At 72.1% G+C, this 24,682-nt stretch carries 30 protein-coding genes; 8 read left to right on the top strand and 22 right to left on the bottom strand.

The genetic code is table 11. The features are described 5' to 3' along the window. The first annotated feature begins 84 nt into the window (after positions 1-84). Positions 85-1,335 carry an MFS transporter gene (locus ACZ5GH_RS38250; protein WP_464336746.1) on the top strand — a complete coding sequence of 417 codons (1,251 nt, stop codon included), beginning with the start codon at positions 85-87 and terminating at the stop codon, positions 1,333-1,335. A 62-nt stretch (positions 1,336-1,397) separates the two neighbouring features. Here ACZ5GH_RS38250 and ACZ5GH_RS38245 read toward each other — a convergent pair whose 3' ends face one another. The 7 genes from ACZ5GH_RS38245 to ACZ5GH_RS38215 all read right to left on the bottom strand — a co-directional run bounded on the left by ACZ5GH_RS38245 (position 1,398) and on the right by ACZ5GH_RS38215 (position 4,680). After that, on the bottom strand, positions 1,398-1,823 hold the full coding sequence (locus tag ACZ5GH_RS38245; protein ID WP_464336745.1) for a hypothetical protein: 426 nt from the start codon (positions 1,821-1,823) through the stop codon (positions 1,398-1,400). Beyond that, positions 1,820-2,536: a phytanoyl-CoA dioxygenase family protein gene (locus tag ACZ5GH_RS38240; RefSeq protein WP_464336744.1), complete on the bottom strand. Its 717-nt coding sequence runs from the start codon at positions 2,534-2,536 to the stop codon at positions 1,820-1,822. Before ACZ5GH_RS38240 ends, ACZ5GH_RS38245 begins: the two co-directional genes overlap by 4 nt. Further along, a complete protein-coding gene (locus tag ACZ5GH_RS38235) occupies positions 2,520-2,732 on the bottom strand; it encodes a hypothetical protein (RefSeq protein ID WP_464336743.1) in 213 nt (70 codons plus the stop codon). The genes ACZ5GH_RS38240 and ACZ5GH_RS38235 overlap by 17 nt, the downstream gene beginning before the upstream one ends. Next, positions 2,729-2,872 (bottom strand): hypothetical protein, encoded by a 144-nt coding sequence (locus tag ACZ5GH_RS38230; RefSeq protein ID WP_464336742.1) that lies wholly within the window; start codon positions 2,870-2,872, stop codon positions 2,729-2,731. The genes ACZ5GH_RS38235 and ACZ5GH_RS38230 overlap by 4 nt, the downstream gene beginning before the upstream one ends. 159 nt (positions 2,873-3,031) lie before the next feature. Next, positions 3,032-3,880, bottom strand: a complete 849-nt coding sequence (locus ACZ5GH_RS38225) for a helix-turn-helix domain-containing protein (RefSeq protein ID WP_464336741.1) — start codon at positions 3,878-3,880, stop codon at positions 3,032-3,034. A 37-nt stretch (positions 3,881-3,917) separates the two neighbouring features. Beyond that, on the bottom strand, positions 3,918-4,445 hold the full coding sequence (locus ACZ5GH_RS38220; protein WP_464336740.1) for a DUF6879 family protein: 528 nt from the start codon (positions 4,443-4,445) through the stop codon (positions 3,918-3,920). Continuing rightward, positions 4,399-4,680 (bottom strand): hypothetical protein, encoded by a 282-nt coding sequence (locus ACZ5GH_RS38215; protein ID WP_464336739.1) that lies wholly within the window; start codon positions 4,678-4,680, stop codon positions 4,399-4,401. Before ACZ5GH_RS38215 ends, ACZ5GH_RS38220 begins: the two co-directional genes overlap by 47 nt. Positions 4,681-5,307: 627 nt before the next feature. On the opposite strand from ACZ5GH_RS38215, the gene ACZ5GH_RS38210 reads away from it, so the two are divergent. Further along, the gene (locus ACZ5GH_RS38210; RefSeq protein WP_464336738.1) at positions 5,308-5,979 is read left to right on the top strand and encodes an HNH endonuclease family protein; all 672 of its coding nucleotides are present in this window, start codon (positions 5,308-5,310) and stop codon (positions 5,977-5,979) included. Positions 5,980-6,095: 116 nt separating this feature from the next. Next, positions 6,096-6,982, top strand: a protein-coding gene (locus ACZ5GH_RS38205) for an IS5 family transposase (protein ID WP_464336945.1) whose coding sequence is annotated in 2 segments (ribosomal slippage) — positions 6,096-6,450 and positions 6,450-6,982 — 888 coding nt in all. Because the reading frame shifts where the segments join, the coding sequence is not laid out codon by codon here. A gap of 30 nt (positions 6,983-7,012) precedes the next feature. Here the strand turns inward: ACZ5GH_RS38205 and ACZ5GH_RS38200 are convergent. Continuing rightward, complete coding sequence (locus ACZ5GH_RS38200) at positions 7,013-7,357, bottom strand: sigma factor-like helix-turn-helix DNA-binding protein (protein WP_464336737.1); 345 nt, start codon at positions 7,355-7,357, stop codon at positions 7,013-7,015. Between the two features lie 2 nt (positions 7,358-7,359). Here ACZ5GH_RS38200 and ACZ5GH_RS38195 point away from each other — a divergent pair, with 2 nt between their 5' ends. Continuing rightward, entirely contained in the window at positions 7,360-7,734 is a 375-nt protein-coding gene (locus ACZ5GH_RS38195; RefSeq protein ID WP_464336736.1) for a hypothetical protein, read from the top strand. 168 nt (positions 7,735-7,902) lie between these two features. Here ACZ5GH_RS38195 and ACZ5GH_RS38190 read toward each other — a convergent pair whose 3' ends face one another. The 9 genes from ACZ5GH_RS38190 to ACZ5GH_RS38150 all read right to left on the bottom strand — a co-directional run bounded on the left by ACZ5GH_RS38190 (position 7,903) and on the right by ACZ5GH_RS38150 (position 12,999). Further along, complete coding sequence (locus ACZ5GH_RS38190) at positions 7,903-8,319, bottom strand: hypothetical protein (protein ID WP_464336735.1); 417 nt, start codon at positions 8,317-8,319, stop codon at positions 7,903-7,905. Further along, complete coding sequence (locus tag ACZ5GH_RS38185) at positions 8,316-8,636, bottom strand: hypothetical protein (protein ID WP_464336734.1); 321 nt, start codon at positions 8,634-8,636, stop codon at positions 8,316-8,318. The genes ACZ5GH_RS38190 and ACZ5GH_RS38185 overlap by 4 nt, the downstream gene beginning before the upstream one ends. After that, positions 8,633-8,854, bottom strand: coding sequence for a hypothetical protein (locus ACZ5GH_RS38180; protein WP_464336733.1), 222 nt, complete (start codon positions 8,852-8,854; stop codon positions 8,633-8,635). Before ACZ5GH_RS38180 ends, ACZ5GH_RS38185 begins: the two co-directional genes overlap by 4 nt. A gap of 110 nt (positions 8,855-8,964) precedes the next feature. Continuing rightward, positions 8,965-9,615, bottom strand: coding sequence for a hypothetical protein (locus ACZ5GH_RS38175; RefSeq protein WP_464336732.1), 651 nt, complete (start codon positions 9,613-9,615; stop codon positions 8,965-8,967). Beyond that, complete coding sequence (locus ACZ5GH_RS38170; protein ID WP_464336731.1) at positions 9,612-9,833, bottom strand: RNA polymerase sigma factor; 222 nt, start codon at positions 9,831-9,833, stop codon at positions 9,612-9,614. Before ACZ5GH_RS38170 ends, ACZ5GH_RS38175 begins: the two co-directional genes overlap by 4 nt. Positions 9,834-10,740: 907 nt before the next feature. After that, positions 10,741-11,124 (bottom strand): hypothetical protein, encoded by a 384-nt coding sequence (locus ACZ5GH_RS38165; protein WP_464336730.1) that lies wholly within the window; start codon positions 11,122-11,124, stop codon positions 10,741-10,743. Positions 11,125-11,244: 120 nt separating this feature from the next. Then, positions 11,245-11,712 carry a hypothetical protein gene (locus tag ACZ5GH_RS38160; RefSeq protein WP_464336729.1) on the bottom strand — a complete coding sequence of 156 codons (468 nt, stop codon included), beginning with the start codon at positions 11,710-11,712 and terminating at the stop codon, positions 11,245-11,247. Between the two features lie 435 nt (positions 11,713-12,147). Beyond that, the gene (locus tag ACZ5GH_RS38155) at positions 12,148-12,360 is read right to left on the bottom strand and encodes a hypothetical protein (protein WP_464336728.1); all 213 of its coding nucleotides are present in this window, start codon (positions 12,358-12,360) and stop codon (positions 12,148-12,150) included. Between the two features lie 501 nt (positions 12,361-12,861). After that, a complete protein-coding gene (locus ACZ5GH_RS38150; protein ID WP_464336727.1) occupies positions 12,862-12,999 on the bottom strand; it encodes a hypothetical protein in 138 nt (45 codons plus the stop codon). Positions 13,000-13,155: 156 nt separating this feature from the next. On the opposite strand from ACZ5GH_RS38150, the gene ACZ5GH_RS38145 reads away from it, so the two are divergent. Together ACZ5GH_RS38145 and ACZ5GH_RS38140 are read left to right on the top strand one after the other, a co-directional pair. Next, complete coding sequence (locus ACZ5GH_RS38145; protein ID WP_464336726.1) at positions 13,156-14,004, top strand: hypothetical protein; 849 nt, start codon at positions 13,156-13,158, stop codon at positions 14,002-14,004. A 109-nt stretch (positions 14,005-14,113) separates the two neighbouring features. After that, complete coding sequence (locus ACZ5GH_RS38140; protein ID WP_464336725.1) at positions 14,114-14,686, top strand: HhH-GPD-type base excision DNA repair protein; 573 nt, start codon at positions 14,114-14,116, stop codon at positions 14,684-14,686. Between the two features lie 636 nt (positions 14,687-15,322). On the opposite strand, the gene ACZ5GH_RS38135 is transcribed toward ACZ5GH_RS38140, so the two are convergent. The 5 genes from ACZ5GH_RS38135 to ACZ5GH_RS38115 all read right to left on the bottom strand — a co-directional run bounded on the left by ACZ5GH_RS38135 (position 15,323) and on the right by ACZ5GH_RS38115 (position 22,956). Beyond that, positions 15,323-16,477 (bottom strand): hypothetical protein, encoded by a 1,155-nt coding sequence (locus tag ACZ5GH_RS38135; RefSeq protein ID WP_464336724.1) that lies wholly within the window; start codon positions 16,475-16,477, stop codon positions 15,323-15,325. A 94-nt stretch (positions 16,478-16,571) separates the two neighbouring features. Next, complete coding sequence (lexA, locus tag ACZ5GH_RS38130; protein WP_464336723.1) at positions 16,572-17,261, bottom strand: transcriptional repressor LexA; 690 nt, start codon at positions 17,259-17,261, stop codon at positions 16,572-16,574. 110 nt (positions 17,262-17,371) lie between these two features. Next, positions 17,372-20,662, bottom strand: a complete 3,291-nt coding sequence (locus tag ACZ5GH_RS38125) for an error-prone DNA polymerase (RefSeq protein WP_464336722.1) — start codon at positions 20,660-20,662, stop codon at positions 17,372-17,374. 73 nt (positions 20,663-20,735) lie between these two features. After that, entirely contained in the window at positions 20,736-22,271 is a 1,536-nt protein-coding gene (locus ACZ5GH_RS38120) for a DNA polymerase Y family protein (RefSeq protein ID WP_464336721.1), read from the bottom strand. Position 22,272: 1 nt separating this feature from the next. Next, positions 22,273-22,956, bottom strand: a complete 684-nt coding sequence (locus tag ACZ5GH_RS38115) for a hypothetical protein (RefSeq protein ID WP_464336720.1) — start codon at positions 22,954-22,956, stop codon at positions 22,273-22,275. Positions 22,957-23,130: 174 nt separating this feature from the next. Here ACZ5GH_RS38115 and ACZ5GH_RS38110 point away from each other — a divergent pair, with 174 nt between their 5' ends. Together ACZ5GH_RS38110 and ACZ5GH_RS38105 are read left to right on the top strand one after the other, a co-directional pair. After that, entirely contained in the window at positions 23,131-24,042 is a 912-nt protein-coding gene (locus tag ACZ5GH_RS38110; RefSeq protein WP_464336719.1) for a DNA-3-methyladenine glycosylase family protein, read from the top strand. 94 nt (positions 24,043-24,136) lie between these two features. Next, entirely contained in the window at positions 24,137-24,592 is a 456-nt protein-coding gene (locus ACZ5GH_RS38105; RefSeq protein WP_464336718.1) for a hypothetical protein, read from the top strand. Positions 24,593-24,682: the final 90 nt, after the last annotated feature.

Below are 24,682 nucleotides of genomic sequence, written 5' to 3'. Positions count from 1 at the left end.
CGACAGGTGATCTTCAACTTGCCCTAGGGTTACGGGAGTTCCCGGTGGCGAGCCTCCTGCCGGGACTTCGCGCTTTCCGGACGGGTGTGGATCTTGCGATACGTGCGGCTGCTTCGGCGGGGCCCGGTTCTTCTCCTGTGGAGTGCGCAGACGGCGTCGGTCTTCGGTGACCGGATGTACGCGCTGGCGGTGATGTGGCTGGCCTGGCAGAGATCCGGCGGCGCGGCGATGGGCCTGGTGGCGATCGCGGAGTCGGTGCCGTACATCGTGCTCGGCACCGTCGGCCGACCGCTGATGGAGCGGTTCACCACGCTGCGCGCGCTCGCCGGGGTGGACCTGGTCCGCATGGTGCTGGTCGCGGCGCTGCCGTGGACGTGGGAGGCGTTCGGCACGCCGGGGCTGCTGGTGTCGGCCGGCCTGCTCGGGGTCGGCGGGGCGCTGTTCGATCCGAACCTCGGCGCCCTGGTCCCGGACCTCGTGCGTGCGGAGGAGGTCCAGGCCGTCAGCGGGCTGATGGACTCGACCAACCGGATCGCCCGGGTCGCCGGCCCCGGCTCGGCCGGTGTGCTGCTCGCGGTGATGCCGATGGCCGGGCTGTTCTGGCTGGACGCGGGCACGTTCGCGCTCTCCGCGCTCGCCCTGGCCGTGCTGGGCGCCGGTGCCGTGCGCAGGCAAGCCGGGCCGGCCGGGGCGACTGCGGCGCCTGCTGCCAGGCCGCGGGCCCGGGCGCTGGTGCGCACGCATCCGGAGACCGGGGTCGTGCTGGCCGTCCACGGAGTCGCGATCTTCGCGGGTGCGGTGTCGATCGTGATGCCCGCCCTGGTGGCGGTGCGGCTCGGCGGCGGGGTCGGCACCTACGGCGTGATGCTGGCCGCCACCGGGGCCGGGTCGATCGTCGGCAACGCGGTCGCCGGAAACGTCCGTCTCCCCCGGGCCCTGCCGGTGTTCTACTGCGCCGCGTGGGCCGTCTCCGGGGTGCTGATGGCGGTGACCGGGTCGGTCAGCACGGTGGCCGAGCTGGTGGCGGTGTCGGCCGCGTACGGGGCCGTCTCGCCGTTCCTGGCCGTGTTGCTGTCCACGCACCTGGCGCAGTTCCCGCCGGCCGCCCGCAGGAGGCTGCTGACGCTCGACCAGACGGTCATCCGGACCATGGGCACCCTGGCGATGGCGGGCATCCCCGCGCTGGCCGCGGCCCACCCGAGAGCGGGGTTCACCGCCGGCGGCCTCGTCACCGCCCTCGTGGGCCTGGCCGGGTGTGCCGTGGTGGTGGTGTGGGCCAGGACCCGCACGCCGCTGCCGGGTGCGGAGCCGGTGCTGGAGAGCGTGCGCGGCTGATGAAGCGAGCGGGGCCGGCCTCCCCCGGAGGGAGGCCGGCCCTTCGCGCTGGCGGTCTCAGATCACGCGATCAGGGACCAATGGGTGACGGTGATGTCCTCCAGCGGGATGCCCAGCTGCTGGTAGATCCGCTGGTGCATCGCGCCGAACCAGGCGTCGCGTCGGTCGGCGAAGAACGCCGGGTCGTACCAGGCGACGCCGAGCAGCACGGTGCCGCCGCCGTTGGGGTTGCCGATCTCAGGCTCCCAGTAGGTGCACTGCCAGTCCCAGAGCATCAGCTCCTCCGGGCGGCTGCGCAGCCGCTCGTCGGACTCGCGCAGCGCCTCGATGCACCGCTCGGCGGTGGCGGCGTCGGGGCAGTAGTAGGTGCAGTCGGACTTGCCGATCGGGGTCTTGTCGGCGCGGCGGGCCGCGCCGGCGTCCTCCCCGGTCAGCACGCGCACGCGGGTCACCGCGTGCGCCTGGTCGAGCGTGTCGAGGATGGTCACAGTGGTGCTCTCCTCTCCCTTGTCCTGCCGGACTGCCAGCCTGTGCCGCTGATCGGCACGACGCTGGGGCTCTGGGGATCGCGCCGCACGATGCCGTTCGGCGCGGTGTAGCGGACGTTCAGCCCGACGCGGGCGCCGCTACTGGTGCTGGTGCCGGAGCGGTGCGCCAGACGGCTGTCCATGAGGACGGCGCAGCCGGCGCGCAGCGGCACGGGGATGGTGGTCTCGGGGGTGAAGCCGACGGCCTGGTCGGCCCGCCCGCGCCCGGTGCCGTTGGCCGGCTCCTTCTCCACCGGCAGGTAGCCGGCCGACTGCGATCCCGGGGCTACCTCGAGGCACCCGTTGGCCTCGGTGGCGTCGGTGACGGCCAGCCACGCCGAGACGGAGCGCTCGGGGTCCAGCTCCAGGCGGGCGTCGATGCCGTCCTGGTGCCAGGGGATCTCGAAGGAGCGACCTGGCCACTTCGCGACGAGGAACGTGTTCTCCACGGCGACGTCCGGCCCGAGGACGGCCTGGACGGCGGCGAGCAGGTTCGGGGAGCGGACAGCGGAGGCGGCCCAGTCCTCGGTCAGGTGGGGGTTGCGGACGATCTCGCGGTCGCGGTGAGCGGCGACCAGGAGGGCGCCGCGGCCGCGCGCCGCGCCGGGAGACGACCACTGGATGGGCGAGCTCATGCCGCGTCGGCCGAGGATGCCGTCAAGCTGAGTGAGCACGGCTTCCTCCGTGGATCGGGCAGGAGCAGGTCGGCCAGCCGGCCGCGGGGTGGGTGGCGTGGGCCGGGACGTCGTCGGGGTCGAGAGCGAGCGGGCCGGTGTCGTAGGACCGGGTGCCGTCAGGGCCGACGCAGTAGGCGCGGACGGTCAGGCCCGGCTGGCGCTTCTCTCGCGGGACGAAGTCGGCGCTGTTCACCGCTGCCACCGGCCGCGCAGCTCGCGGAACAGCCGGGCCCGGCGCAGGGCGGCGCTGTGGTTCGGGATGCGGACCACCGTCCGGCCGTCGACCATCACCACCAGGTCGTGGCCGGGGTGTCGAGGATGCGGTCTACTCACGGGCATAGCGGTACTCCAGCGCGTCGCGGGGGCTTGGTCGCCGCCCGGGGCGTCCACGGTGCCGAGGGGGATCGGCCCCGTCCTCGCACCGGACGGCAGCAACGACGGTAGGGAGTGCGCGGCCAGGCCCTCTACGAGGTTGCGCCATCTTGCGCGAAGTCACCCGAGAGTGGCTATCGCCGCAGAGATCAGCTGACGGGCCCCGGCCCCGTGGACGGCCATGGCGGCCAGGTCGGTGAAGGTGCGGACGTAGTCGGTGATCTCGCGGGGCTGGGTGATTCGCAGGTAGCCGGAGGTGAGTTCGACGGCCACTTCGGCCTCGTCGAACATGTAGAAGTCCTCGACCGGCAGGTGCGGGCGGTCGGGCCCGGTCGGGATGACGCCGACGCTGACGAATGGGCTGGCCGAGACGGCGAGCAGGTGGCCGAGCTGGGCGGCCATCGTCTCCGGGTCGCACACCGCGGCGCGCAGCACCCACTCCTCGATGAGTAGGCCGAAGCGGTGCCGGCCGGAGAACAGCATCCGCTGGCGTTCCAGGCGGGCTTCGACGGCGTCGGCGACGTCGTCGACCTCGACGCGGACGCGTTGGATGGAGCGCAGGACGGCGGTGGTGTACTCGGGGGTTTGCACCATGCCGGGCAGGACGCGGTTGGCGTAGACGCGGAAGTGGTGGGTGCGGCGGTAGAGGGCGGCTACGGACTCTTGGGCGGCGCGCAGGCCGGTGCGCTCCATGCGGCGCCAGTCGGTGTACATGGAGTCGACGGCGCGGGCGGCGGCGATCAGGTCAGGGGCCTGGTCGTCGGCGCCGCAGGCGGTGCACCAGGCACGCAGGTCGTCTTCGGAGGGGGCGGATTTGCCGCTCTGGATCCGGGAGGTCTTCGCCGGGTGCCAGCCGCAGCGGGCGGACAGTTCGTCGCCGGTCAGGCCCGCGTCCTTGCGCAGGCCGACCAGGCGGTTGGCGATCGCCTTGCGGGCCTCGATGACGCTGGACGACGGGGACGACGACATGGTGCTGGCTGCCCGGCGGGTGGTCGAAGTGGGGTGGTCAGACGGTGTAGTGCGCGTGCGGGACGGCCCGTTCCCACACCGCTTCGAAGGCGCCGGTCACCATCTTCACCACGGCCGGGTCCTCGGTGGTCTCGTGGCCGGCCCACTCGCCGTCACCGGTGAACCAGTGGAAGAGGACCAGGCGCTCGTCGACCAGCCACAGGTCGTTGCCCGGCAGGGCGAGGTCGGAGGCCTTCGAGCGGGGCAGCCAGCGGACCTGTTCGCCGAGCGCGACGTTGTGCCGTTCGGTGATCGCGTGCTCCCACCGGATGTAGGCGGTCACCGGTTCCGAGACGATCCGAGCGCGCCGCATCACCACGCCGCGGCCGACCGTCTCCTTCACCAGGGCGGCCCAGGCGGTGTACTCCTCCGGCAGGTCGTACGCCTCGGGCCGCTCGACCGGAAGGCCGGCCCGCCAGTCGGCGAACACCGGGTCGTCCATGTAGGAGTCGCGCATCTCCAGGTGGCAGGCGGAGCGCTCAGCGCTCCTCAGCAGGACGCCAAAGTCCGGCACGCTCGGCCTCATCGCACACCTTCCGCAGAAACGGGATCATCCGGACCGGGATCCGGACGACGCCCTCGTGGTCTGGGACGCCGGTGGGGTGGCCCTCCACCCACTCGGTCTCGCTGATCACGCGGTACATCTCCATCTCGGGCAGCCAGCCCTGGATGACGATCTCCGCCTTCTCGTCCTCCAACCACACGGTCGGAGAACCGCCGTTGGGCGTGTCCGGATCGATGCCCCTGAACCGTAGTGCCATGACCGCTCCTTGTGCCAAGCCGGTTGCGGGTCCTTGCGCCTCACCACCGTTCCGCTCAGCTGACAAGCCGTCAAGGGCGCACGTGGCTGGTGCAGCAGTACGCGCCCCGCGACGGGGCCGAGGCGGGTTCGCTCGGACTCAGGCCCTCGGCTCGGTCAGGCGGTACGGATCTTGCTGTCGGCGATCATCCCCCGGATGTAACCGGGCCAGTCCCGTTCCAGGCCTCCCGCTGTGAGACCCGCGTCTTCAAGCTCCCCTACGTTTCGGAGCCGGAGATCGGTCAACGGTCCGTCACCGTGGTGTTCCAGGACGCCCCCGGGCGAGGGTGGGAGCGCGACGAGACCGGTCAGCTCCACCGCCGCAAGGGCCGGGCGAGAACGGAGCTGGTCAGCCCGCGAACGCTGCGCAACCCCGACGGTTCAGCCGGCCCCGCCCCAGCGCCCTCACCGCGGCGGCCGATGGCGGCGCGGGCTCACCGTGGGCGGGGCCGGCACCCATCCGGGCCGCGGCCGGGCTGTGTACGGGTCCGGTCACCGGGGGCTTCCCCGTGGGGGCACCGGGGTCGCCTTTCGGATGAACCCCGTGCTGAACCCGTCACCCTGTACCCGTCGGCGGCGTAGACCCGGCATGAGAACCCTGCGCACTGCGCTCGCTGCCGCCCTCGCCGTTCCCGCTCTGCTGCTGCCCTCCGGTACAGCCGCGGCCGCTCCTGGGGAGATGCTGAGCGCTCCGCTGTCGGAGCTGGTCGCGGCGCTTCCTGTGGAGGACGAGGGGCCCCGCGACGGCTATTCCCGCGAGCAGTTCAAGCACTGGATCGACGCCGACCGCGACGGCTGCAACACCCGCAACGAGGTGCTGCTGCGCGATGCCGTCGTCGCGCCGCAGATCACCGGGCGCTGCACCATCGTCGCCGACACCGGCGTGTGGAAGTCCTGGTACGACGAGACCACGCAGACCGACAAGTTCGACGTGGACATCGACCACATGGTGCCCCTCGGGGAGGCATGGGACTCCGGAGCGGCGGTGTGGAGCGCGGCCGAGCGCCAGGCCTACGCCAACGACCTCGACGACCCGCGCTCTCTCCTCGCGGTCCACGACAGCGCCAACCAGTCCAAAGCCGACCGCGACCCCGCCCAGTGGATGCCCCCGGCCGCCAGCGCGACCTGCCGCTACATCGCCGACTGGGTCACCGTGAAGACGCGGTGGCGCCTGAGCACCGATCCCGCCGAGCACGCCGCGATCCAGCGGATCACCGCGGCCTGCGACAACCCCGTCATCACGGTCACCCTCGCCCGCTGACCACGCGGGAGCCGGTCGGCAGTCCGCGCAGTCTGCGTAGGGCTGCGTAGCCCCGGTCGCGTTTCCGGCCGGGATGGAGCCGGAGGGCTAGGCCGTGTCTCATAATTGATCTTGTGGTGGGTCGTGGAGAGATAACGGATGCGGCGTGGGCTCGGATTGAGCCGTTGTTGCCGCAGCGGGACGGGGCCGGGCGTCCTTGGCGGGATCACCGGCAGGTGGTGAACGGGGTGCTGTGGCGGCTGCGCACAGGTGCCCCGTGGCGCGATCTGCCCGAGCGGTACGGTCCGTGGCAGACCGTCTACCGGCGCTTCGCCCAGTGGGAGAAGGACGGAACCTGGGCCGCGCTTCTGCGTGAGATCCAGGTCCGCAACGACGCGGTGGGGACCGTGGAGTGGACGGTCTCGATCGACTCCACGGTCGCCAGGGCTCATCAGCACGCGGCCGGCGCCCGCAAAAAGGGGGCCGGTGCGAGGACGAATCGGATGATCCGGCAGCAGTTGCGTGCCGCGAGGCGCTTGGCCGGTCCCGGGGCGGACTGACGACCAAGATCCACCTGGCGGTCGACGGTCGGGGCCTGCCGCTGTCGATCGTGCTGAGCACGGGCAACACGGCCGACTGCACGATGCTGCCCGCCGTCCTCGACGCCATCCGCGTCCCACGTCTCGGGAGTGGGCGGCCAAGGACCAGGCCCGACCGGGTCGTGGCCGACAAGGCGTACTCCTCCCGGAAGATCCGCCGGCTGCTGCGGCGCCGGCGGATCAAGGCGACCATCCCCGAACGCCGGGACCAGATCGCCGGCCGCGCCCGCCGCGCAAGCCGCGGCGGGCGCCCACCTGCCTTCGACAAGGCCGCCTACAAGGGGCGGAACGTCGTCGAGCGCTGCTTCGCCAAGCTGAAGCAATTCCGGGCAGTGGCAACCAGGTTCGACAAACTGGCCAACCGCTACCGGGCCGGCGTCGTCCTCGCCTCGCTGATCCTGTGGCTGCGAGCCGAGGAGCAATGACCCCCGCCAAGATCAATTACGAGACACGCCCTAGGGGCGGGGGGTGGCGCGAACGGAGCACAGATGCATGTGGACGGCTGCCGTGTCGGTTCCGATGAGTTCGGCGACCTCGGCCTCGGGCAGGTCGAGAACGAGGTGCAGGACGAGGACGTCCTGCTCGGGCTCGCTCAGGTGGGCGACGGGTGGGAGCGGGCCGGCCATCGAACGGACCCGGCGGCGGACCGCCTGCCAGGCGCAGGCGGCGGGGCTGGGCGTGGCCAGGATGATGGGCCAGCGTGCGGCGATGTCGTCGAAGGCCTGCTCGATCGCGGTGCAGGCGTCGGCGACGGGCAGCAGGGGGTCTGCGAAACCCGCACCACCGAGAGAAACGAGCACCCGTGGGATCCAGCATCTACGTCAGCCCCGACCGCGAGCGAGTCGGACCGTGGGCGTTCACCGGCGAGCAGGTGAAGGAGTGCGTCCGCAGGCACTGGCCGGACGCCACGGTGAGCACCGCGTTCGAGGGCTTCCTGGAGATCGTGGCGGACGTCGGCCACGGACGGCTGGCTGAACTGTCGTTCAACCTCCGGCACGGCACGTTCTCGTTCGAGGACCGGGGATCGCCCGTCGGACCTCTGACCGTCCTCTACCAGGTGCTGCACGACCTGGCGCCCGAAGTATCCGTCGTGTGGTGGATCGACTACGACGTGGACCCCCAGCCCCTCGACCTGGCCGGAGTCCTCGACGCCTTCCTCGGGAGCTTCCCGACCTGAGCCATCGACCTTAGGCGCCGGGGCCCGTACTGGCGTGTTCGCCGCTGGTCCATCCGCACCGACACCGTGGACATGTCCGAGGGCCGGCCCGTGCCCGCCTGGGGGTTCTGGTAGCGATCCAGCCCTTGCCCTGGCGTGCGGGTACGCGAGCCCGACGTGCACCCGCGGCTACGCCAGCGCGGCGACGGCGGCCGACCGATCCACGCCCGCGCCCTCTTCCGGGACCGCCTGGGCGATGGCACCGTTCTCGTCGGGCAGCCACAGCCGAACGCTCCGCGAGTGCCGGGTCACCAACCAGGCCGGTTCCAGCCCGGCGTCCTGGCCGTCGTCCCCGGCACTGGAGCCGCCGTCGGCGGCTCCAGTGCCGGGCTCCAGCGTCCGAGTCTCGTCGCGCAGGAACTCGGTGATCCAGTCGGCAGCCCCGACCGGGAGGCGGACGGTGCGCTGTTCGATTCCGTACGGGGCGCCGATCGTCAGCCAGACGCCGCCTCCGGCGACGGTGCCGGGGGCGACGGCGAGGTCGGCGAACGCCTCGAGGGCGTCGGCGAGGTCGGTGGCGGCGGCACCGCTGTCGGTGCCGGTCACCAGCTCGCCGGGCCGTCGGGGTCGATGGGCTGAGGGGCCTGGCGGATGGTGTCGGAGTGGTGGAGGTACCAGCCCCAGTCGTCGAAGCCAGGGCCCCAACGGACCAGGGCGACCCAGGCGGTGGACCCCTGGTGCAGGCGCCAGGTGTCGATCCGGCCGGGCCGCCACCGGCCGCCGAGGCGGATCTCGACCCACCGCCAGCGCGGCTCGGTGTTCCAGCAGCGGCCGGGGCCTGACATCAGCGCGCGCGGCGCCCGCTCGGCATCACCCGGCTGGTACTCCGGGTGGGAGCGGGAGAACGGAACTGCGCTGGTCACACCCCCAGCCTAAATCGAACAGCTGTTCCCATCAAACGCCGGGCGTGCCCTCGGCGGTCAGCGCCGCGGAGCAGCAGGGCGAGAAGGGTGCGGGCTTCGCGGCGGCGGGCGGGGCTGGGCGCGGTGAGGGCGGTGAGGGCGAGCGCAGTGAGGGTGAGCAGGTAGCCGGTGGCCGAGGTGACCAGGGCGAGAGCGGCGGGGTCGCGGGTGAGGGACATCGTCTTCTCCGTGCGGGGTGGGGCCGCCCGCCCCGGTGGGGGTGCGGGCGGGCGGGTTCAGTGGGAGGCGAGTTCTTGGAGCCGGTCGGCGATGGCGTTGGTGGGCAGGCTCAGGAGTCCGCCGGCTTCGTCTTCGCGGGGCAGGCCGTTGATCGCTTCGCGCAGGGCGCGGTCGGGGCGGGCAGGCCGGCGGGGTCGGGCAGCGGCGGGGCCAGGCGGGGGTAGCCGGGGAGGTTGGGAAGTTTGGGGGCGATGGGGGCGCTGGTGCCGTCTTCGAGGCAGGCGGCCTGGTGGAACCAGTTGTCGGCGTCGCGCAGTTCGCCGCGGCGTAGGTGGTGGAGGTACATGCAGTAGGCGGCGAGGTGGCTGCCGGCGCCGGCGGCGAATTGCCACCACCAGGTCGCGGAGTGGTGGCGGCCGGAGAGGTCGAGGAGGCAGGCGAAGACGAGGGCGCCTTTGGGTTCCCAGTCCCGGGCGAGGCTCTCGACCTCTTCCCAGGCGCCGGGCTCGTTGATGACGATGGTGGCCAGGGCGCGCAGGTCGCGGCGGGCGTCGGCGTGGATGCCGGCCGAGCCCGGGAAGGTCAGGATCGCCTGGTGGGCGGCGGCGGCCCGTTCCGCGCGGCGGGCGGCGAGGCCTTCGGCGACGTAGCGGCGTCCGGCCTCCATGTCGTAGCGGGGTCGGTCTGCGGGCAGGGGGCCGGCCGTCTCCAGCAGGCGGCCGACGTCGCAGCGGCAGGCGTCGTCTGGGATCACGGTCATTCCTGGTCCTCCTTGGCGGTGCTGGGGCGCAGGAGCCGGCGGGATCTGAGCCGGGCCTCCAGCTTGGTGCGGGCCTGCGTGGTCAACGACTTCACCGTGGCCTCGTCGGTGCCCATGGCTCGGGCGGTGCCCGCGACCTTGAGGCCGACGACGAAGCGGAGCACGATGACGTCGTACTTCGCGGCGGGTAGTTCCTTGATGGCGGCGCCGAGCGCCATGCCGACCTCCAGGCCGTCGATGCTGGCGGTGACGGCGTCGAGGTCGTCCAGCCGGGGCTCCCACTCCAGGCGCAGCGCGACGGAGAACGCGACGCGCTCCTCCAGGCGGTCCAGCGCTCGCGTTCCACCTCGACCAGGTGGCGCAGGGCGGCCCAGGCTGTGGCGGCGGGCTGGGGGTAGGTCAGGACGCGGTCCCAGCAGTCGGCGAGTTCGAGGAAGGCCTCGCTAACGAGTTCCTGGGTGAGGGCGGCGTCGCCCAGGCAGGCGTAGGCGTAGTCGTAGTACGCGTCGGCGTGCAGCCGCTGGAAGGCCTCCAGGGTTATGGGCAGCTCTACCCGGGGCGTGGTGCCGGCGGTGTCGGTGAAGAACGGCTCGGTCGCGACGACGCCTCCCCCGCCGGGTCCGGGAGGCTGCCGCGCGGGCGCAGCGGGCGGCTGGGGCACGGCTGGACGGGGGCCGTGACGGGCCGCGGCACGACGGGGGGATGGGTGTGCATGGGTCGGGGATGTCCTTCGGTCATCGGTGCAAGGGAACGGTCACGCTCTGCTCGGACAGGTGAGCGCGGCGTGCCGGTGGAGGAATCAAATCCCTCGAACACGCCAAAGGTTCACGACTCGAAGGTAAATACTTACGGAGGGTCACATTCCGACGTTTAGATGCCGCGATCCGAACCATCGACCACCCGGAACCGGTCAGAGCCGCTCCACGCCACGCACCCTCCCGTTATGGCATTCAACTCCTGGAGACAGGTCGCTCCCAGGACGCACCGGCCCGAACGAAGCGTCGAGTACGAGCGGCCACCGTCTCCCTCCCCCGGCAGTCGATAGGGCAGGTGATACCCGTCAGCCCTTCACCGCGTGCACAGCCACAGTGCGTCAACATCATCGGCAACCTCGCCCGGCGGCTCCTACTTGCCGGGCAGGAATTCAGCGATCCGCGCGAACCGCGACGGGCCCGCCACCAGCATCGCGCTCACCACCGCGCAGCCGAGCACCACCACAGAATGAACGGTCGTGGGAAGCCCTGTGGAGGGGAGCAGCACGGTGGCGGCCACCGCCGAGGCTGTTGCGGCGGCGATCGCGAGGGCGAGCCGTACGGTCTCCGCGGCCGAGGCGCGTCTGGTCGACACGGGGCTCGCGCCTTCGAGTTCGGTTTCCGGCAGCAGTGCGGCCAGTCGGCCGGCGGCGTAATTCTCGCCGATCAGCGACAGGGTGCGGGCCAGTTCCACCAGGGTGGTGTCGGGGTCGGTGTCTACTCGGGCCAGTTGCAGGCGAAGCGCGCCCGCCACCAAGGCGCAGTGCTCCCGGACTGCGGCCCGGCGCGGTGAGCGGCGCCGGATGGAGCGTGATGTTCGGTGTACGGCCAACAGGGCCTGCTCGACATCGCGGCAGGCCTTATCCAGATCTCCAGATCACGCAGCGAGGACGCCCTGGTGGTCGGTGGCTCGGCTTTTGTCTCTGCGCACGCGGCAAAGGGCCGAGTTGGTCCGGAGGGTGAGGGTGTGGCGGTAGTTCGGCAGACGGCGCCTCACCAGCCAGTGCCAGGGGCCAACGATCGCTACTACCACGTAGATCTGGAATGTGTAGGCGTCGCGCAAGCTCAGCGGAGTGCCGGCCTTCGACATGGCGATCCTGTGGGCGGTCGAATATGCGGCTCTGGCGAGCAGGTCCGGTCCATAAGTGGCGAAAAGGTCCCCGAAGGTCCGGGCGAGCGCCTCCGCCCGAAAGAGGAGCATCGCGATGATGGCCAGCGCTAGCAGCATCCAGCCGTACGGGAGCGTCTCGGTGGTCAGCCGCGAGGCCCGCACGGCTTCGGCGGTCGCGCGGAGGTCGGAGACGTCGAGTCCGAGCTGCGTGCAGGCGTCCTGGACCTCGCGCATCGGCTCCTCAGCCGCTCGCCGGTTCACACGCCGGCGCCACCGTCGTGCCCGCGCCCACCGTCGCACCACCTCCGCCCGCATTCGCTCCCACACCCCGTCCATCTCGCCCCTCCCCGGTCCGTGCGTGATGATGATGGCCGAGAATCGGCTTCTCCATCGCCGAAACGGGCACATCGGCGGCCCGTCCTCACTCCCACTTCCAGACCAGGCCCAGGGCTGGCACGGGGCGTTCCCGCCACGCTCGGGCGCTGCGACCGGGCTGCGTCGTAGGCTCGTCGCCGGGCCGACGCGGCTACCGATGTCAAAGAGTGACTGCAGGATCTCGTTCGATTCGACCATGGCGACCGCCCGGGCACCGGCCGACAGGAGACCGAGGAACCAGGCCGCGGTGTCAGCCCACAGCTCCGCGTCGTCAGCATGGTGCGGGATACCGGTCTACAGCGGGACGCCGAGGAGGACCCACTGTGCGAAGACCTCGGCGAGCGCCGTCTCCGTGTCGGGCTGCCACCGGTTCAGGGCCAGGTCGGTGGCCGCTGCCCGTACCGCCGGGCCGTCGAGGGCCAGCACCGCCACCACCAGCTCCAGGTCCGCCGCCATCTCGGCCGGAGTCCGGCCCCTCGGGAAGTCCAGGCTCTCTCCCAGGAGCACCAGCGTCGTCCGCAGCCCGGACTCGGCCGCCGGCCCGTCCCCGGCCGCGGTGCGCAGCGCCGTGAGGACGTCTTGCAGGGTCTTCAGGATCCAGGGGGCAGGGTGTAGAGGACGACGGGGGACGCGGTGGTCGCTGCGGTGGTGGTGAGGCCATCGGCGAGCCGATGGCCTCCGCCGCCGTTTCCAGGGTCAGGGCCGGGAGGGGGTGGTCGTGCGGACGGATGTCAGCGGCGCGGGCGGCCAGGTCGAGGACTTCCGAGAGGTAGGCGGCGTGCTGGATCCAGGCCGGGTTGGCGGGCAGGATGCGGGGCAGCTCCATGCCCGCCGGGGTCTTTGTCGCCACGGGGGCGAGTATCTCGGTTCGGTGGTGGCCGACGGGTCGGTTCCCGGCGAAGTCCCCTCCTTGTCCTGGTCGACGGCGCGGGCAAAGGCTGACCGAGACGGCTGGGGCCGGGGAGCGATCCGCTCCCCGGCCCCGGCGTGTCGTAGCTCATCACCGGATCACAGGATGAGCCCGCCCCAGTGAACGGCGGCCCAGGCGCCCAGTTCGCGGCCCGCGCCGAACACGATGCCGCCGAGCGCGAGCGACAGGAGCTTCCACCACCAGTGGCTGGCGAACCTGCTGAACGTGCCCTCCATGGCCTACCCCCTCCGATTGGCGGTCGGCCGGGCTCCACCGGTCCGTCCCGCCAGGCCAGTCAACAGCCGGGCCAGCGCCTTGGGTGTCAGTTGTAACTTGACGAGACTGCTTGAGACTTGGTGATCCTGCTTGAGACCGGATGAAATACTTCGGGCATGCCGAAGGACCCGAAGGAGTTCGACCCGGACAACCCACGGGACCGGTTCACGCAAGAGCTGAGGAATCTGCTCCGGGACGCCCGTGCGGTGGCCAGGACCCAGAAGCAACTGGACACCCTCACGCCGGCCGGGCTGGTCAGGGCCACCATGCTGAGCAAGGCGACGATCCATGCGGCACTCGGCGCGGCGAGCCACCGCCCCTTCATCAGCGAGTACACGCTGCTCTCCATCCTCAGGGTCATCGGAGACGCCGGGCTCGAAGTGGAACGGCGGGAATGGCTCGAGCGGCGGGACGCTGCGCAGCGCGAAGCGGAACATGGGCGACGGGCAGCCCTGCAGAACCAGAGCTGGGGCGACCGGGACTGGGACGACATGGACGACTTCGAGGTCATCGATGTGCCGGTCTACCCCAAGGAGCTGATGTCCGTGGTAGACCGGCCGCAGCCTCCGAGGGAGCCTGTTCTGACCGGGTACCTGAACGCGCTGCACGCCCGCCGCGGTCGTCCGACTCTCGCCACGGTCGCCCAGCGGGCTCAGCTGAGCCCGAACGCGGTCAAATTGCTGATCCGGCGCGACGCAAGCCGCGCGCGTTGGCGGACCGTTGAATCCATCCTTGAAGCGCTCGGCGCGACCAATGAGGAGAAAGCGTTCGCTTTCGAGTTGTGGGAAGAGCCGGATATGTCGGGATCGGGGATGGAAATGCAGTCGGCCCTGGCGCGAGTGTCCCACATCAGCCACGCCCATGAGGTAGAGGCATGGACACAAGCGGCAGCGTTCCTCCTGGATATGGAGCCCGATGAGTCGGAAACGGGCGGCCCTCAGGGGGAACCCACTGCTGGGGGTTAGCGAAGCCTTGGCCGGCCCTTCGAGGACTCGCGCGCACCGGCCCGGGCCGGTGCGCGCGAGTCCTCGAAGGGCTCACTGTCAAAGTCCGCCGCATGGGAGGCCGGTGCCGGTGAAGTTCGCAGTGTGCATCGCGCAGCAGCCCGACGCTGATGCCCTGCTCTCCCGCAGCGCGCTCGCTCTGCTCGTGGGGGCGTTGCTGGACCGGCAGTTGGCGACTGAGCGTGCTTTCGCGGGGCCGTTGGCTCTCGCACGGCGCATGGGGCGCGAGGATCTCGATGTGTACGAGTTCGCGGAGTACGGCTCACCTGGCTTCGCCGCGCTGCTGGCGGCAAGCCTCGCCGTTCACGATCATTCGGCGTTTATGGCTCGCCGTGTCCAGGAGCTGTGCCGGTTCCTCGTGGCTCGCTATGACGGCCGGGCCGCCGCCGTGTGGGAAGACGCAGAAAGCGGCCAGCAGCTCGTGCGCCGGGTCGGCGAGTTGCCGGGCTTCGGACGGGAGAAGTCGCGGATCTTCGCGGCCCTGCTCGGCAAGCAGTACGGCATCCGCCCTGCCGGCTGGCGCGAGGCCGCCAGTGTCTTCGGCGAGGACGGGGTCTTCCGTTCCGTCGCTGACATCACGGGCCCAGACTCCTTGGAGAGGGTCCGTGCCGCTCAGGAGGAGCAACGGCGAGGGACTGGGTGAACCTTCGACTGGCCCCTGGGCCCAGCCTCAGCGCGGTGGCGAGCGTGGTCACAACGACGAACACCGCCGCTGCGGGACCGATGCTGTGTCAGGCGGCGATTCAGTTGACCGAAGCCAGCGTCACGTCGAAACCCGTGTGCGCGAACATGAGAGGCAGTACCGCGCGCGAGCGCAGGTACGGCAGCACCCTGACGACCGCCCACGGCACGAGCGGCGCTACGGCCAGGGCCGTAGCGCCGCAGCCGGGCTCCAGTGAGTGCCTCGCCGATGCGCCACGCGGCCAGTACGGGCAGGACCAGCACGATGATCTCCTCGCTGATGCCGGCCGCTGTGGAGGAGACCGCGTCGCCCAGGAATCTGCTGCCAGCGCTGCTGCCGGAGTACGCGGCCAGGGCTTTGGAGTGGGAGCGTGCGAGTGCGAACAGGGCTTCTACGTATGGCTCGGCGAGCACAGAGGGGTACCGGTCCACTGCCCGCTCGGGGGCCGGACGCGGACCGGTCCCTTCCAGTGTGGCTGGGTGGCAGCCGGGCTGCTGCCAGAGTTGGTCGCGGTGAGGGCTGACAAGGCCGGTGCCAGGGGATCGCAGCAGGTGCCGCTGGCCGCAGGTCTTTGGCCATGCCGCGTCGCGCCGTGGCCTACTGCAGCTTGCCGGGGCGCGCGCCGATGATCGCGTCGTACAGTCTGGTGAGGGCGCGTTCGGTGTGTGCGCGGATGCTGTCCCATGCCACGGTGGGATCGGTGATCGGGTACGGGAGGCCTAGCTCCTGATGGGCGTCCAGGAGCGCACGGCCGGGCTTCGGGTGGACGATGCTGTTGCGTATCTCGCGGACGCTGTCGAAGGTCTTGGCCGAGCTGGCGACTGCTGAGGTATCGATGCCCGGCAGCGCTTCCGCTAGCCAGGCCTCCAGCCGCCTGAGCACGTGGTCGCTATTCACGTCCTTCGACGAGGAGACCTTCCCGACCTTGAGCTTGCTGAGCATCTCGGTGAGAACGGTGATCCCGGTCTGGAGGCCGTCTTCGTCGTCTATGCCGAAGGCCAGGAGTGCCGAACGGTCCACCGGCGGCCGGGGCGTGAACCCCTCGATACGGAGGACCAGCTCGACGCTCACGTCCAGGACACCGAAGGCCCGCAGCAGCGCCCGGGGGTCGTTGTCGTTGTAGGGCAGCGGCTGGGCGACGGGAGCGGGGGTGGCCGCAACGATGACAGCCGAAAGGTATTCCTCGACCGAGGTGAAGTCGGCGTCCGGCAGAAGGGAGCCGGGCTGCACCGATTCAATCCGGGTGTTGGCGTCTTGCCTGGAGATGCGCAGCCCCGGCCACTCGTGAGCCGCGATGAGTTCCGCCCGTTGCGCGAGCTCGTCCGTTGCCCCGGTCCCGGCGAGTACCTTCGCGAACGGCGCCTCGGCGGCCTCGGTGGCGTAGGGGTCGGTGAGGATGTACTCCTGCGCCTTGCCGGCCGCTCGCATGGCCTCCAGCAGGAGCTTGCAGATTCCGTCCGCGGTCTCGTCGCCCCTGAGGTGGTACAGGGCGGCCAGCGTCAGACGCACCTCGCCGTCCGGCCGGAAATAGCCGTCCCGGTCGGAGTGCACGGCCCGGTAGCTGGCATTCCAGCTGCTCAGCTGGGCCACCGGCAGGCTGCGCAGCACGGCGGCGGCATCGATGCCTTGACGGTGCAGTACGAGGTGGACGTGTCTGGACGTTGGGAAGCGCCCGTTCTTCGCGAAGGGCTCCCAGACGGTTCGCAGGAGAACGCTCTCCTCGGGGGTGAGCGGGTCGATCAGCGTGCGCACGTGCCGCCTCCGTTCGGATCGTCCGTCGGAGCCTACTGCCGTGTTTGGGCCGGGACTTCGGGTTTTCCGGGGTACGGTCTTCGCCGGTTCTTCGTCAGAGGCGGCGCAGGACGGCGACGACCTTGCCGAGGATGGTGGCGTTGTCGCCGTTGATCGGCTCGTACGCCGGGTTGTGGGGCATCAGCCAGATCCGGCCGTCCTGGCGCTTGAGTCGCTTGACGGTGGCCTCGTCGTCGATCAGCGCGGCGACGATGTCGCCGTTCTCGGCGACCGGCTGGCGGCGCACGACGACGGTGTCCCCGTTGGTGATGGCTGCCTCGACCATGGAGTCGCCGCGCACTGTGAGTGCGAACAGCTCGCCTTCGCCGACCAGCTGGCGGGGCAGGGGGAGGACGTCCTCGACGGTCTGCTCGGCCAAGGTCGGGCCGCCGGCGGCGATGCGGCCCACGAGTGGGACGGGGGTGGTGCCGTTCGCGGGGGTGTGGGCCGGTGTTGCGGGTGCATGGCGGTCGGCGGTGACGCGGTAGGCGCGGGGGCGCTGGGGGTCCTGGTAGAGGATGCCCTTACGGGCGAGGGCCTTGACGTGGTAGGCGACCGAGGAGGTGCTGGAGAGGCCTACGGCCTGGCCGATCTCGCGCATGGACGGTGGGTAGCCGCGGTGTTGGACGCTGTCCCGGATGACCTCGATCACGCGGCGTTGGCGGTCGGTGAGGCCGTCGGGGTCCGCGCGCACGCCCTTGGGGCGGCCGCTGGTGGCGCCGGGGGTGGTGGTGGTGTCGGCCATGGTGCCCTTCCGGTGGTTCGGGTGGTGACTGTATCCCGGGTGCGGCGGACCGGTCACCGGGTTTGGGTCGTTGACCTGCGCAGGCGGGGGTGGGGTTGGCGAGTGGGGGGTCATCGGAAGTCGCGGCTTCGGGTGCCGGGGGCGAGGGTGAGTGGGGTGAGTCGGGTCGCGACGAGGTTGATCGCGCCGTCTCGTCGTTCGGCGGTGCCGTGGACGAGCAGGCCGGCGTTGCCGAGGGCGACGCGGCGTTGGCGTTCCCAGATGTGGGGCTGGCAGATGATGTTGACGAGTCCGGTTTCGTCTTCGAGGGAGATGAACAGGACGCCGCCGGCCGTCGGTGGGCGCTGGCGGTGGGTGACGAGGCCGCCGACGGCGACCATGGTTCCGGGGGTGGCGCCGTGCTTGAAGTCGGCGGCGGTCATGGCGCCGCAGTGCTGCAGGTGCGGGCGGGCGTGCTGGACGGGGTGGGTGGTGGCGGAGGTGCCGGTGGCCCACAGGTCGGCGATGGTCTCCTCGACGGCGGTCATCTCCGGCAGGCCTGCCGGAGCGGTGAGCGCGGGTGCGGTGCCGGGCAGCATGGCGTCGCTCGTGCGGGCGAGCAGCCCGGCGGACCATAGGGCCTGGCGGCGGGTCACGCCGAGGCTGGTGAACGCTCCGGCGGTGGCGAGGGCCTCGAGGACGGGGGCGGGCAGGGCGGTGCGGCGCGCGAAGTCCTCCAGGTCGCTGTAGGGGCTGTGGGCTGCGATCGCCTCGGCCTGGTCGGGGCCGAGGCCGCGCACGGCGGCGAGGCCCAGGCGGATCGCCGGCCGTGCGGAGGCCGTTGGATCCTGGTCGCGGTCGGGTGCCGGTTCGAGGGTGGGCTGGGGGCTGCTGTGGTTGACGTCTGCGGGTAGCACGGTGACGCCGTGGCGTTTGGCGTCGGCGATCAGGGTGAGCGGGGAGTAGAAGCCCATCGGCTGGTTGGCCAGCAGTGCGCAGGTGAACGCCTCCGGGTAGTGGTGCTTGAGCCAGGCGGATGCGTACACCAGCAGGGCGAAGCTGGCGGCGTGGCTTTCGGGGAAGCCGTAGCTGGAGAATGCGTCGATCTTGGCGTAGACGTCTTCGGCGACCTCCGTGGGGATGCCGCGCTCGGCCATCCCCGCGAGCAGGCGCTCGCGCAGTTCGGCGACGCGCTGGTGGGAGCGCTTGGATCCCATCGCCTGGCGCAGTTGGTCGGCTTCGGTGGGGGTGAAGCCGGCGCAGTCGATGGCCAGTTGCATCATCTGTTCCTGGAACAGCGGGACGCCGAGGGTCTTGGCGAGGGCGCGTTTCATGAGGGGGTGCGCGATGGTGGCGGGTTCGTGGCCGTTGCGGCGGCGGATGTAGGGGTGGACGGATCCGCCCTGGATGGGGCCGGGGCGGATGAGGGCGACCTGGACGACGAGGTCGTAGAAGCGGCGCGGGCGCATGCGCGGCAGGGCGGAGGCCTGGGCGCGGGATTCGACCTGGAAGACGCCGACGGTGTCGGCGCGGCAGAGCATGTCGTAGACGGCGGGGTCGTCCGGGGGGATGGTGGCGAGGTCGTAGCGGATGCCGTGGTGCTGGGCTATCAGGTCGCAGGTGTCGTGCAGGGCGGAGAGCATGCCGAGGCCGAGCAGGTCGATCTTGACGAGGCCGGCTTCGGCGACGCCCTCCTTGTCCCATTGGAGGACGGAGCGGCCTGGCATGGTGGCCCACTCGGTGGGGCAGGTGGTGGCGATCGGGTCTTTGGTGAGGACCATGCCGCCGGAGTGGATACCGAGGTGGCGGGGCAGGCCGCGCAGCTGGGCGGCGAGGTCGCGCACGTCGGCGGGCACTGGTGCGTCGGGTGGCGGCATTTCGTGCCAGCTGGTCTCGCGGGCGAAGCGGTCGAGGTCGCCGGTGGCGTAGCCGAGGGCGCGGGCGGCGTCGCGGACGGCGAGGCGGGGCTGGTAGGTGATGAGGTTGGCGACCTGGGCGGCGTGGTCGCGGCCGTAGGTGTCGTAGACGTACTGGATGACCTCTTCGCGGCGGCGGTGCTCGATGTCGAGGTCGATGTCGGGCGGTCCGTCGCGCTCGGGGCTGAGGAAGCGTTCGAAGAGCAGGCCGTAGTGGATCGGGTCGACGGAGGTGATGCCGAGGGCGTAGCAGACGGCGGAGTTGGCGGCCGAGCCGCGGCCCTGGCACCAGATGTCGGCGCGGCGGGCGAAGTCGACGATGTCGTGGACGATGAGGAAGTAGCCGGCCATTCCGAGCTGCTCGATCACCTGCAGCTCGTAGGCGATCTGGTGGTGCGCCTTGGTGTTGGCGGGGTCGAAGCGGGTGGTGGCGGCGCGCAGGGTGAGTTCGCGCAGCCAGCTGGCCTCGGTGTGGCCGTCGGGGACGGGGAAGCCGGGCAGTTGCGGGGAGAGGGTGCGGAAGTCGAAGGCGCAGGTGCGGGCGAGGTCGACGGTGGCCTGCTGGATGCCGGGCCAGGGGGCGAGGCGGGCGGCCATCTCGGTCGGGGAGCGCAGGTGGGCTGCGCCGGTGGCGGCGAGGTACGGCTCGGCTTCGGCGAGGGAGGCGTTCTGGCGCAGTGCGGCGAGGGTCTGGGCCAGGCGCAGCTGGGCTGGGGATGCGTGGTGGGCGGCGGTGGTGGCCACGGGGGTGAGGCCGGTTCGGGTGGCGAGTGCGGCGAGGGTGTCGTTGCGGTCGTCGTCTTCGGGCATCCGGTGGTCGGTGAGTTCGACGTAGACGTTGTCGTGGCCGTAGCGGTCGGCCAGTGCTCGCAGTTCACGCTCGGCGGCTTGTGGGCCTTGGGTGTCGAGGGCGCGGCGTACGGCGCCTTTGCGGCAGCCGGTGAGGACGGCCCAGTGGCCGTCGTGGGCGCTGGCGAGGCGGTCGCGGTCGTAGCGGGGGCGGCGTTTTTGGCCGCCGGCGAGGTGGGCGTCGCCGATGACCTTGGCGAGGCGGCGGTAGCCTTCGGCGCCGCGGGCCAGGATCAGCAGGTGTTCGCCGTCCTGGTCCGGGACGCCGGTCGGCGCGAGGTCGGCGTCCAGGGTCAGCTCGGCGCCGAACACGGTGCTGATGCCGGTGCGGCGGGCCTCGGCGGCGAAGACGGCGGCCGCGTAGAGGCCGTCGTGGTCGGTGACGGCGAGCGTCTCGATGCCGAGGCGGGCGGCCTCGTCGACGAGGGCGGCCGGGTCGCTGGCGCCGTCCAGGAAGCTGTAGGTGGTGTGGACGTGGAGTTCGGCCCAGTCCGGTCCCGTCGGCGGCGAGGCGGGGCGGGCCGGTGGGGCGGGCTTGGTGGACGGGGCCGTGCCGGGGAAGGGGACGACGGTTCGCCCGCCCGGGCCGGGCGGGGCGCCGGCCAGGCGGCGGTGTAGCTCGTTCCACGGGGTGTGGGGGTGGTTGGTGAATCCCATGGTGGTCGTCCAGGTGGTGGTGCTCGGTGGTGAACGGGCGGCGGGCGCCGGCCCGGTGGCGGTGAGGGGGATGTCAGGTGTCGTAGTCGCCCTCGAGCATCCAGCGCCCGCCTGTGACGGCCAGCAGTAAAGCCCGTCCGTCGTCGACGACGACCTGCATACGCGCGGTGCGCCGCGCGTGCTCCGGGTCCCACCAGCGCTCCTGTTCCGGCCATGGGCCGGCCCAGGCCGCGACCTGGCTCACGCCGTCGGGCAGGACCAGGTGCGCCGGTGCCGAGCGGACCTCGGCGCGGGCGCTCACTTCGACGTCGTGTCCGTCCGCGTCCAGCAGCCGCACTGCAGCGGGCGCCGCCGGGACGTGGGTGGGCGACGGTGCGGGCAGCCTGCCGGGCCAGGGGCCGTCCGCGCGGCGCTCCTGGTGGGCGTCCCCCCACGGCGTGTGCACCACCCGGTCGCCCGGGGCGCGGCCACCGGCGAGGTCGACGGTCACTGGGGCGCTGTGGCCGAGGATCGCCTGCACCCGCGCCACCGCGCGCTCCGCCCGGGCCCGCGCTTCCTGGTCGCCGTCCTCCAGGGACAGCTGGCGGCCCGGATCCCTCACCAGACCGTCCGGGACCAGGCGCAGGGCCACCACGCCGCCGGACGCTTCGTCGAAGATGGCGCGCTGCTGCCAGGCCTGCAGCTGCCAGCGCACCCGCTCGGCCACCGCTCCGACGGACAGGACTCCTTCATGGCGCCAGGCCCGGGAGGCGGTGGTGCCGTCGGCGCACTCGACCTCGACGTCGACGCGCTCGCACGCCAGCCCGGCCGCCGCCAAGTGTTCGTGCAGGCGCTCGGCGAGGGTGCGCGCGGTGAACACCAGCGGCTCCGCGAGCAGCACGGGCTCGTCGAAGTGCTGCTCGGCTGTCAGGTCCGTCCCCGGGGGGCGGGCCACGACCGGACGGGCCTCCAGGCCGCGGGCCAGGCGGTGCGCGAGCACGCCGGCCTGGCCGAAGCGGTCCGCGACGCTCGCGGCCGGCAGCGCGGCGAACTGACCGATGCTGGCCAGTCCGAGCCGGTTCAGCAGGTCGGCGAGAGGCCGCTCCCCCAGCTCCGCCACCGGGTACGGCGCCAGGAACCGGGCGCTCGTCCCCGGGGGGACGATCTGCTGCACGCGGGCGGCCAGCCGCGCGGCGAACAGGCCGTCAGCGATCCCGACCCGGCACGGGTGCCCCGTCGCCTCGACCGCGTCCGTCACCCGCTCGGCCAGCACGTCCTCACCGCCGTGGAAGCGCGCCGCGCCCGCCGCGGCCAGGGCCAGCAGCCCGGGCCGCACCACCTCCAGGTGCGCGGCCAGGGCACCGACCGCATCCGCGACCGGCTCGAACGCCTGGGCCTCGAGATCGGGATCCCGGTCGAAGACCTGCAGGTCCGCGACCAGGGCCTGCGCCGAGCGCAGCTTCTGCCCACCGCGGACGCCGGCCGCGCGGGCCGCGCCGCTGGCGGCCAGGATCCGGCCGCGTTCGGTCACCGCCGCGAGGCACTGCGGCTCCGGCTCCCGGCCGAGCACCGCTACCACCGGCCAGTCCGGGACCCAGCCCGCCAGCACACGCCCCACACGCTCACCCATGTCACACCACCACCAGCGGGCGCTCGCCGGCGTGGGCGCGCCGCTGCGGCGCCGCGGCTGCGGCAGGCCGTTCGACCAGGCGCACCGCGCCCTGCGCGTCCGGCAGCCACAGCTCCGCCCGCCTTTCCCGCGCCGCCGCTCCCCGCCCGCCGGCCACTACGGCCAGGCGCCGCGCCCGCAGCCGGCCGCGCCCTTGCCCCAGCCCCTCCCAGGCCCGCGACACCACCCGCAGGCGCACCCGTGCCCCGGGCCACTCCCCCGCCACCACCACCGCGCACCCGCTGCGGCGGGCTACCGTGACCAGGCGCTCGGCGGCCGGGCCCGGTGCCGGGGCGCCCTGCAGCAGCAGGATGCCGACCCCGTCGGCCAGTGCCAGGGCGACTTCGGCGCGCCGTTCGGGCGGGGCGTCGACCACGACGAGGCGGGAGACGTCGACGCCGAGTTCCGCCGCCGCGAGCGCGCCCAACCCGTCGAATCCCAGCGCGGCGCAGTACATACCGGAGGTGGTCGCGGCGGCCGCGAGCGCGAGCACCAGCGCGGTCGCGCCGCCGGTCACCGACACGACCGCGCCCGGGCGCAGCCCCTTGTCCGGGAGCAGGTCCTGCAGGGCGGGCAGCACCGGAACCAGCGGTCCTGGGCGGGACAGCTGGAGCCGGGGGGCCAGCGCTGCGAGGGTTGCTTCCACACGCCCAGCATCGAACATTCGTGCGAAACTAAGCAAGCGGAATCGCATCTCTCATTAAATCGTTCACTCGTTCGAACCGCTCCCATCACTGCAGGTCACGGACATGCGAGTGCGATAGTGTCCCGGCATGCCGCAGCCCCGCGGCGCGGGACGCTCATCCGAGGGAGGCCGGACATGGGACCCCTCGAGCGCACCTGGCGGCCGCCGTTCCCGCTCGACGTCGCCCACGTGATCGGCCCGCTCCACCGGGGCGCCGACGACCCCGTCTCGGCGTGGTCGCCCGGCGAGCTGTGGCGCACCTTCCGCACCCCGGCCGGCACCGGCACCCTGCGCATCACCGCCCGCCCCGCGACCGGCGAGATCCACGCGACCGCGTGGGGCGAGGCGGCCGACTGGCTCCTCGAGCGCCTGCCGACCCTGCTCGGCGCGACCGACACCCCCGACCGCCTCACCCTGCCGCCCGGGCCGCTTCGCGAGGTCCAGCGCCGCAACCCGGGCCTGCGCCTGTGCGCCACCGGCCTCGTCCTGGACTCCCTGATCCCCGCGATCATGGAGCAGAAGGTCACCGTCCTCGAGGCCAGGCGCGGCATGCGCTACCTCGTCCGCCGCCACGGCACCGCCGCGCCCGGCCCGCGCCCCGACCTGCTGGTGATGCCCTCGGCCCGCCAGTGGGCCGCGATCCCCAGCTGGGAATGGCACAGGGCCGGCGTCGACCCGAAGCGCGCGGCGACGATCCTGCGCGCCGTCCGCCTCGCGCCCCGGCTCGAGGAAGCCTCCGCCATGACCAGCACGGAGGCCTTCGAGCGCCTCATGACCGTGCCCGGCATCGGCATCTGGACCGCCGCCGAGACCCTCCAGCGCTCCAACGGCGACCCCGACGCCGTCTCCGTCGGCGACTATCACCTCGCCAACCACATCGGGCACTTCTTCACCGGCCGCGCCCGCAGTACCGACGAGGAGATGCTCGACCTCCTCGCCCCCTACGCGGGCCACCGCCACCGCGTCTGCAAACTCGCCTTCCTCGCCGGCGCCCGCACCCCACGATTCGGCCCCCGGCTCTCCCCCAACGATCACCGGAACAGGTGATCACCGATACCGACGTCGGCCCTCACGCTCTCCGGGCGCGCCCGTGGCCTGAACGCCCTGGACCGGGCGGGCGACGCGGGAGCCACCGATCGGGATGGTCGAGCCCCGGCCGTCGCTGCTGGCCCGGCAGGTCGACGTGCTGCTCGCCCTGCTGGCCGGGACCACCGAGGCCGAGGAGCAGCTGCTGCCCGCGGCGCCGCTCCCCGTGGGAGCGCTGACGGTCCGGATGGACGGCGGGCGGGTGTACCGGTGGAGCGGCGGCATGGTCGTCGGCGCGGTCCCGGTCGCCTGCGCGCCGTGCGGCACCCTGCCCGGCGGCACCGTCCTGGCCGACGGCCCGGAGGCCACCTACATCTGCCCCAACGGACACCGCGCCAGCCCGGGCCTGCTGAGCGCCCCGCACGTACGCGTCGCCGTCGCCCACGGCCTGGACCCACGACGGCCGCACCGCTCCCCTGCTCCTCCCGGAGGACGCCGACATCGTGTGGCACGGCAACCTGGACATCGCCGGCGGCAGCGCGGCGGCCAGTCGGTCTCGAGCTGGCGGTAGCGCTGTTCGGCCTATAGCCAGGTCAGGAATCGAACAGGGTTGGGTTCATAGGTCTTTGGAGGGACGGATCACGGTGCGGAGGAGGGGGCA

It is taken from the genome of Kitasatospora sp. Xyl93, assembly GCF_055383135.1.
The sequence above is the reverse complement of the archived record's forward strand: the minus strand, read 5'-3'. Positions and strand labels throughout refer to the sequence as shown.

What these genes read in the sequence shown, in the direction of transcription:
- ACZ5GH_RS38225 (WP_464336741.1), bottom strand. Translation starts at nt 3,880, where the DNA reads ATGTCGTCGTCCCCGTCGTCCAGCGTCATCGAGGCCCGCAAGGCGATC.
- ACZ5GH_RS38220 (WP_464336740.1), bottom strand. Translation starts at nt 4,445, where the DNA reads ATGAGGCCGAGCGTGCCGGACTTTGGCGTCCTGCTGAGGAGCGCTGAG.
- ACZ5GH_RS38215 (WP_464336739.1), bottom strand. Translation starts at nt 4,680, where the DNA reads ATGGCACTACGGTTCAGGGGCATCGATCCGGACACGCCCAACGGCGGT.
- ACZ5GH_RS38210 (WP_464336738.1), top strand. Translation starts at nt 5,308, where the DNA reads ATGAGAACCCTGCGCACTGCGCTCGCTGCCGCCCTCGCCGTTCCCGCT.
- ACZ5GH_RS38180 (WP_464336733.1), bottom strand. Translation starts at nt 8,854, where the DNA reads ATGTCCCTCACCCGCGACCCCGCCGCTCTCGCCCTGGTCACCTCGGCC.
- ACZ5GH_RS38175 (WP_464336732.1), bottom strand. Translation starts at nt 9,615, where the DNA reads ATGACCGTGATCCCAGACGACGCCTGCCGCTGCGACGTCGGCCGCCTG.
- ACZ5GH_RS38170 (WP_464336731.1), bottom strand. Translation starts at nt 9,833, where the DNA reads ATGGCGCTCGGCGCCGCCATCAAGGAACTACCCGCCGCGAAGTACGAC.
- ACZ5GH_RS38160 (WP_464336729.1), bottom strand. Translation starts at nt 11,712, where the DNA reads ATGCGCGAGGTCCAGGACGCCTGCACGCAGCTCGGACTCGACGTCTCC.
- ACZ5GH_RS38150 (WP_464336727.1), bottom strand. Translation starts at nt 12,999, where the DNA reads ATGGAGGGCACGTTCAGCAGGTTCGCCAGCCACTGGTGGTGGAAGCTC.
- ACZ5GH_RS38145 (WP_464336726.1), top strand. Translation starts at nt 13,156, where the DNA reads ATGCCGAAGGACCCGAAGGAGTTCGACCCGGACAACCCACGGGACCGG.
- lexA (WP_464336723.1), bottom strand. Translation starts at nt 17,261, where the DNA reads ATGGCCGACACCACCACCACCCCCGGCGCCACCAGCGGCCGCCCCAAG.
- ACZ5GH_RS38125 (WP_464336722.1), bottom strand. Translation starts at nt 20,662, where the DNA reads ATGGGATTCACCAACCACCCCCACACCCCGTGGAACGAGCTACACCGC.
- ACZ5GH_RS38120 (WP_464336721.1), bottom strand. Translation starts at nt 22,271, where the DNA reads ATGGGTGAGCGTGTGGGGCGTGTGCTGGCGGGCTGGGTCCCGGACTGG.
- ACZ5GH_RS38110 (WP_464336719.1), top strand. Translation starts at nt 23,131, where the DNA reads ATGGGACCCCTCGAGCGCACCTGGCGGCCGCCGTTCCCGCTCGACGTC.
- ACZ5GH_RS38105 (WP_464336718.1), top strand. Translation starts at nt 24,137, where the DNA reads ATGGTCGAGCCCCGGCCGTCGCTGCTGGCCCGGCAGGTCGACGTGCTG.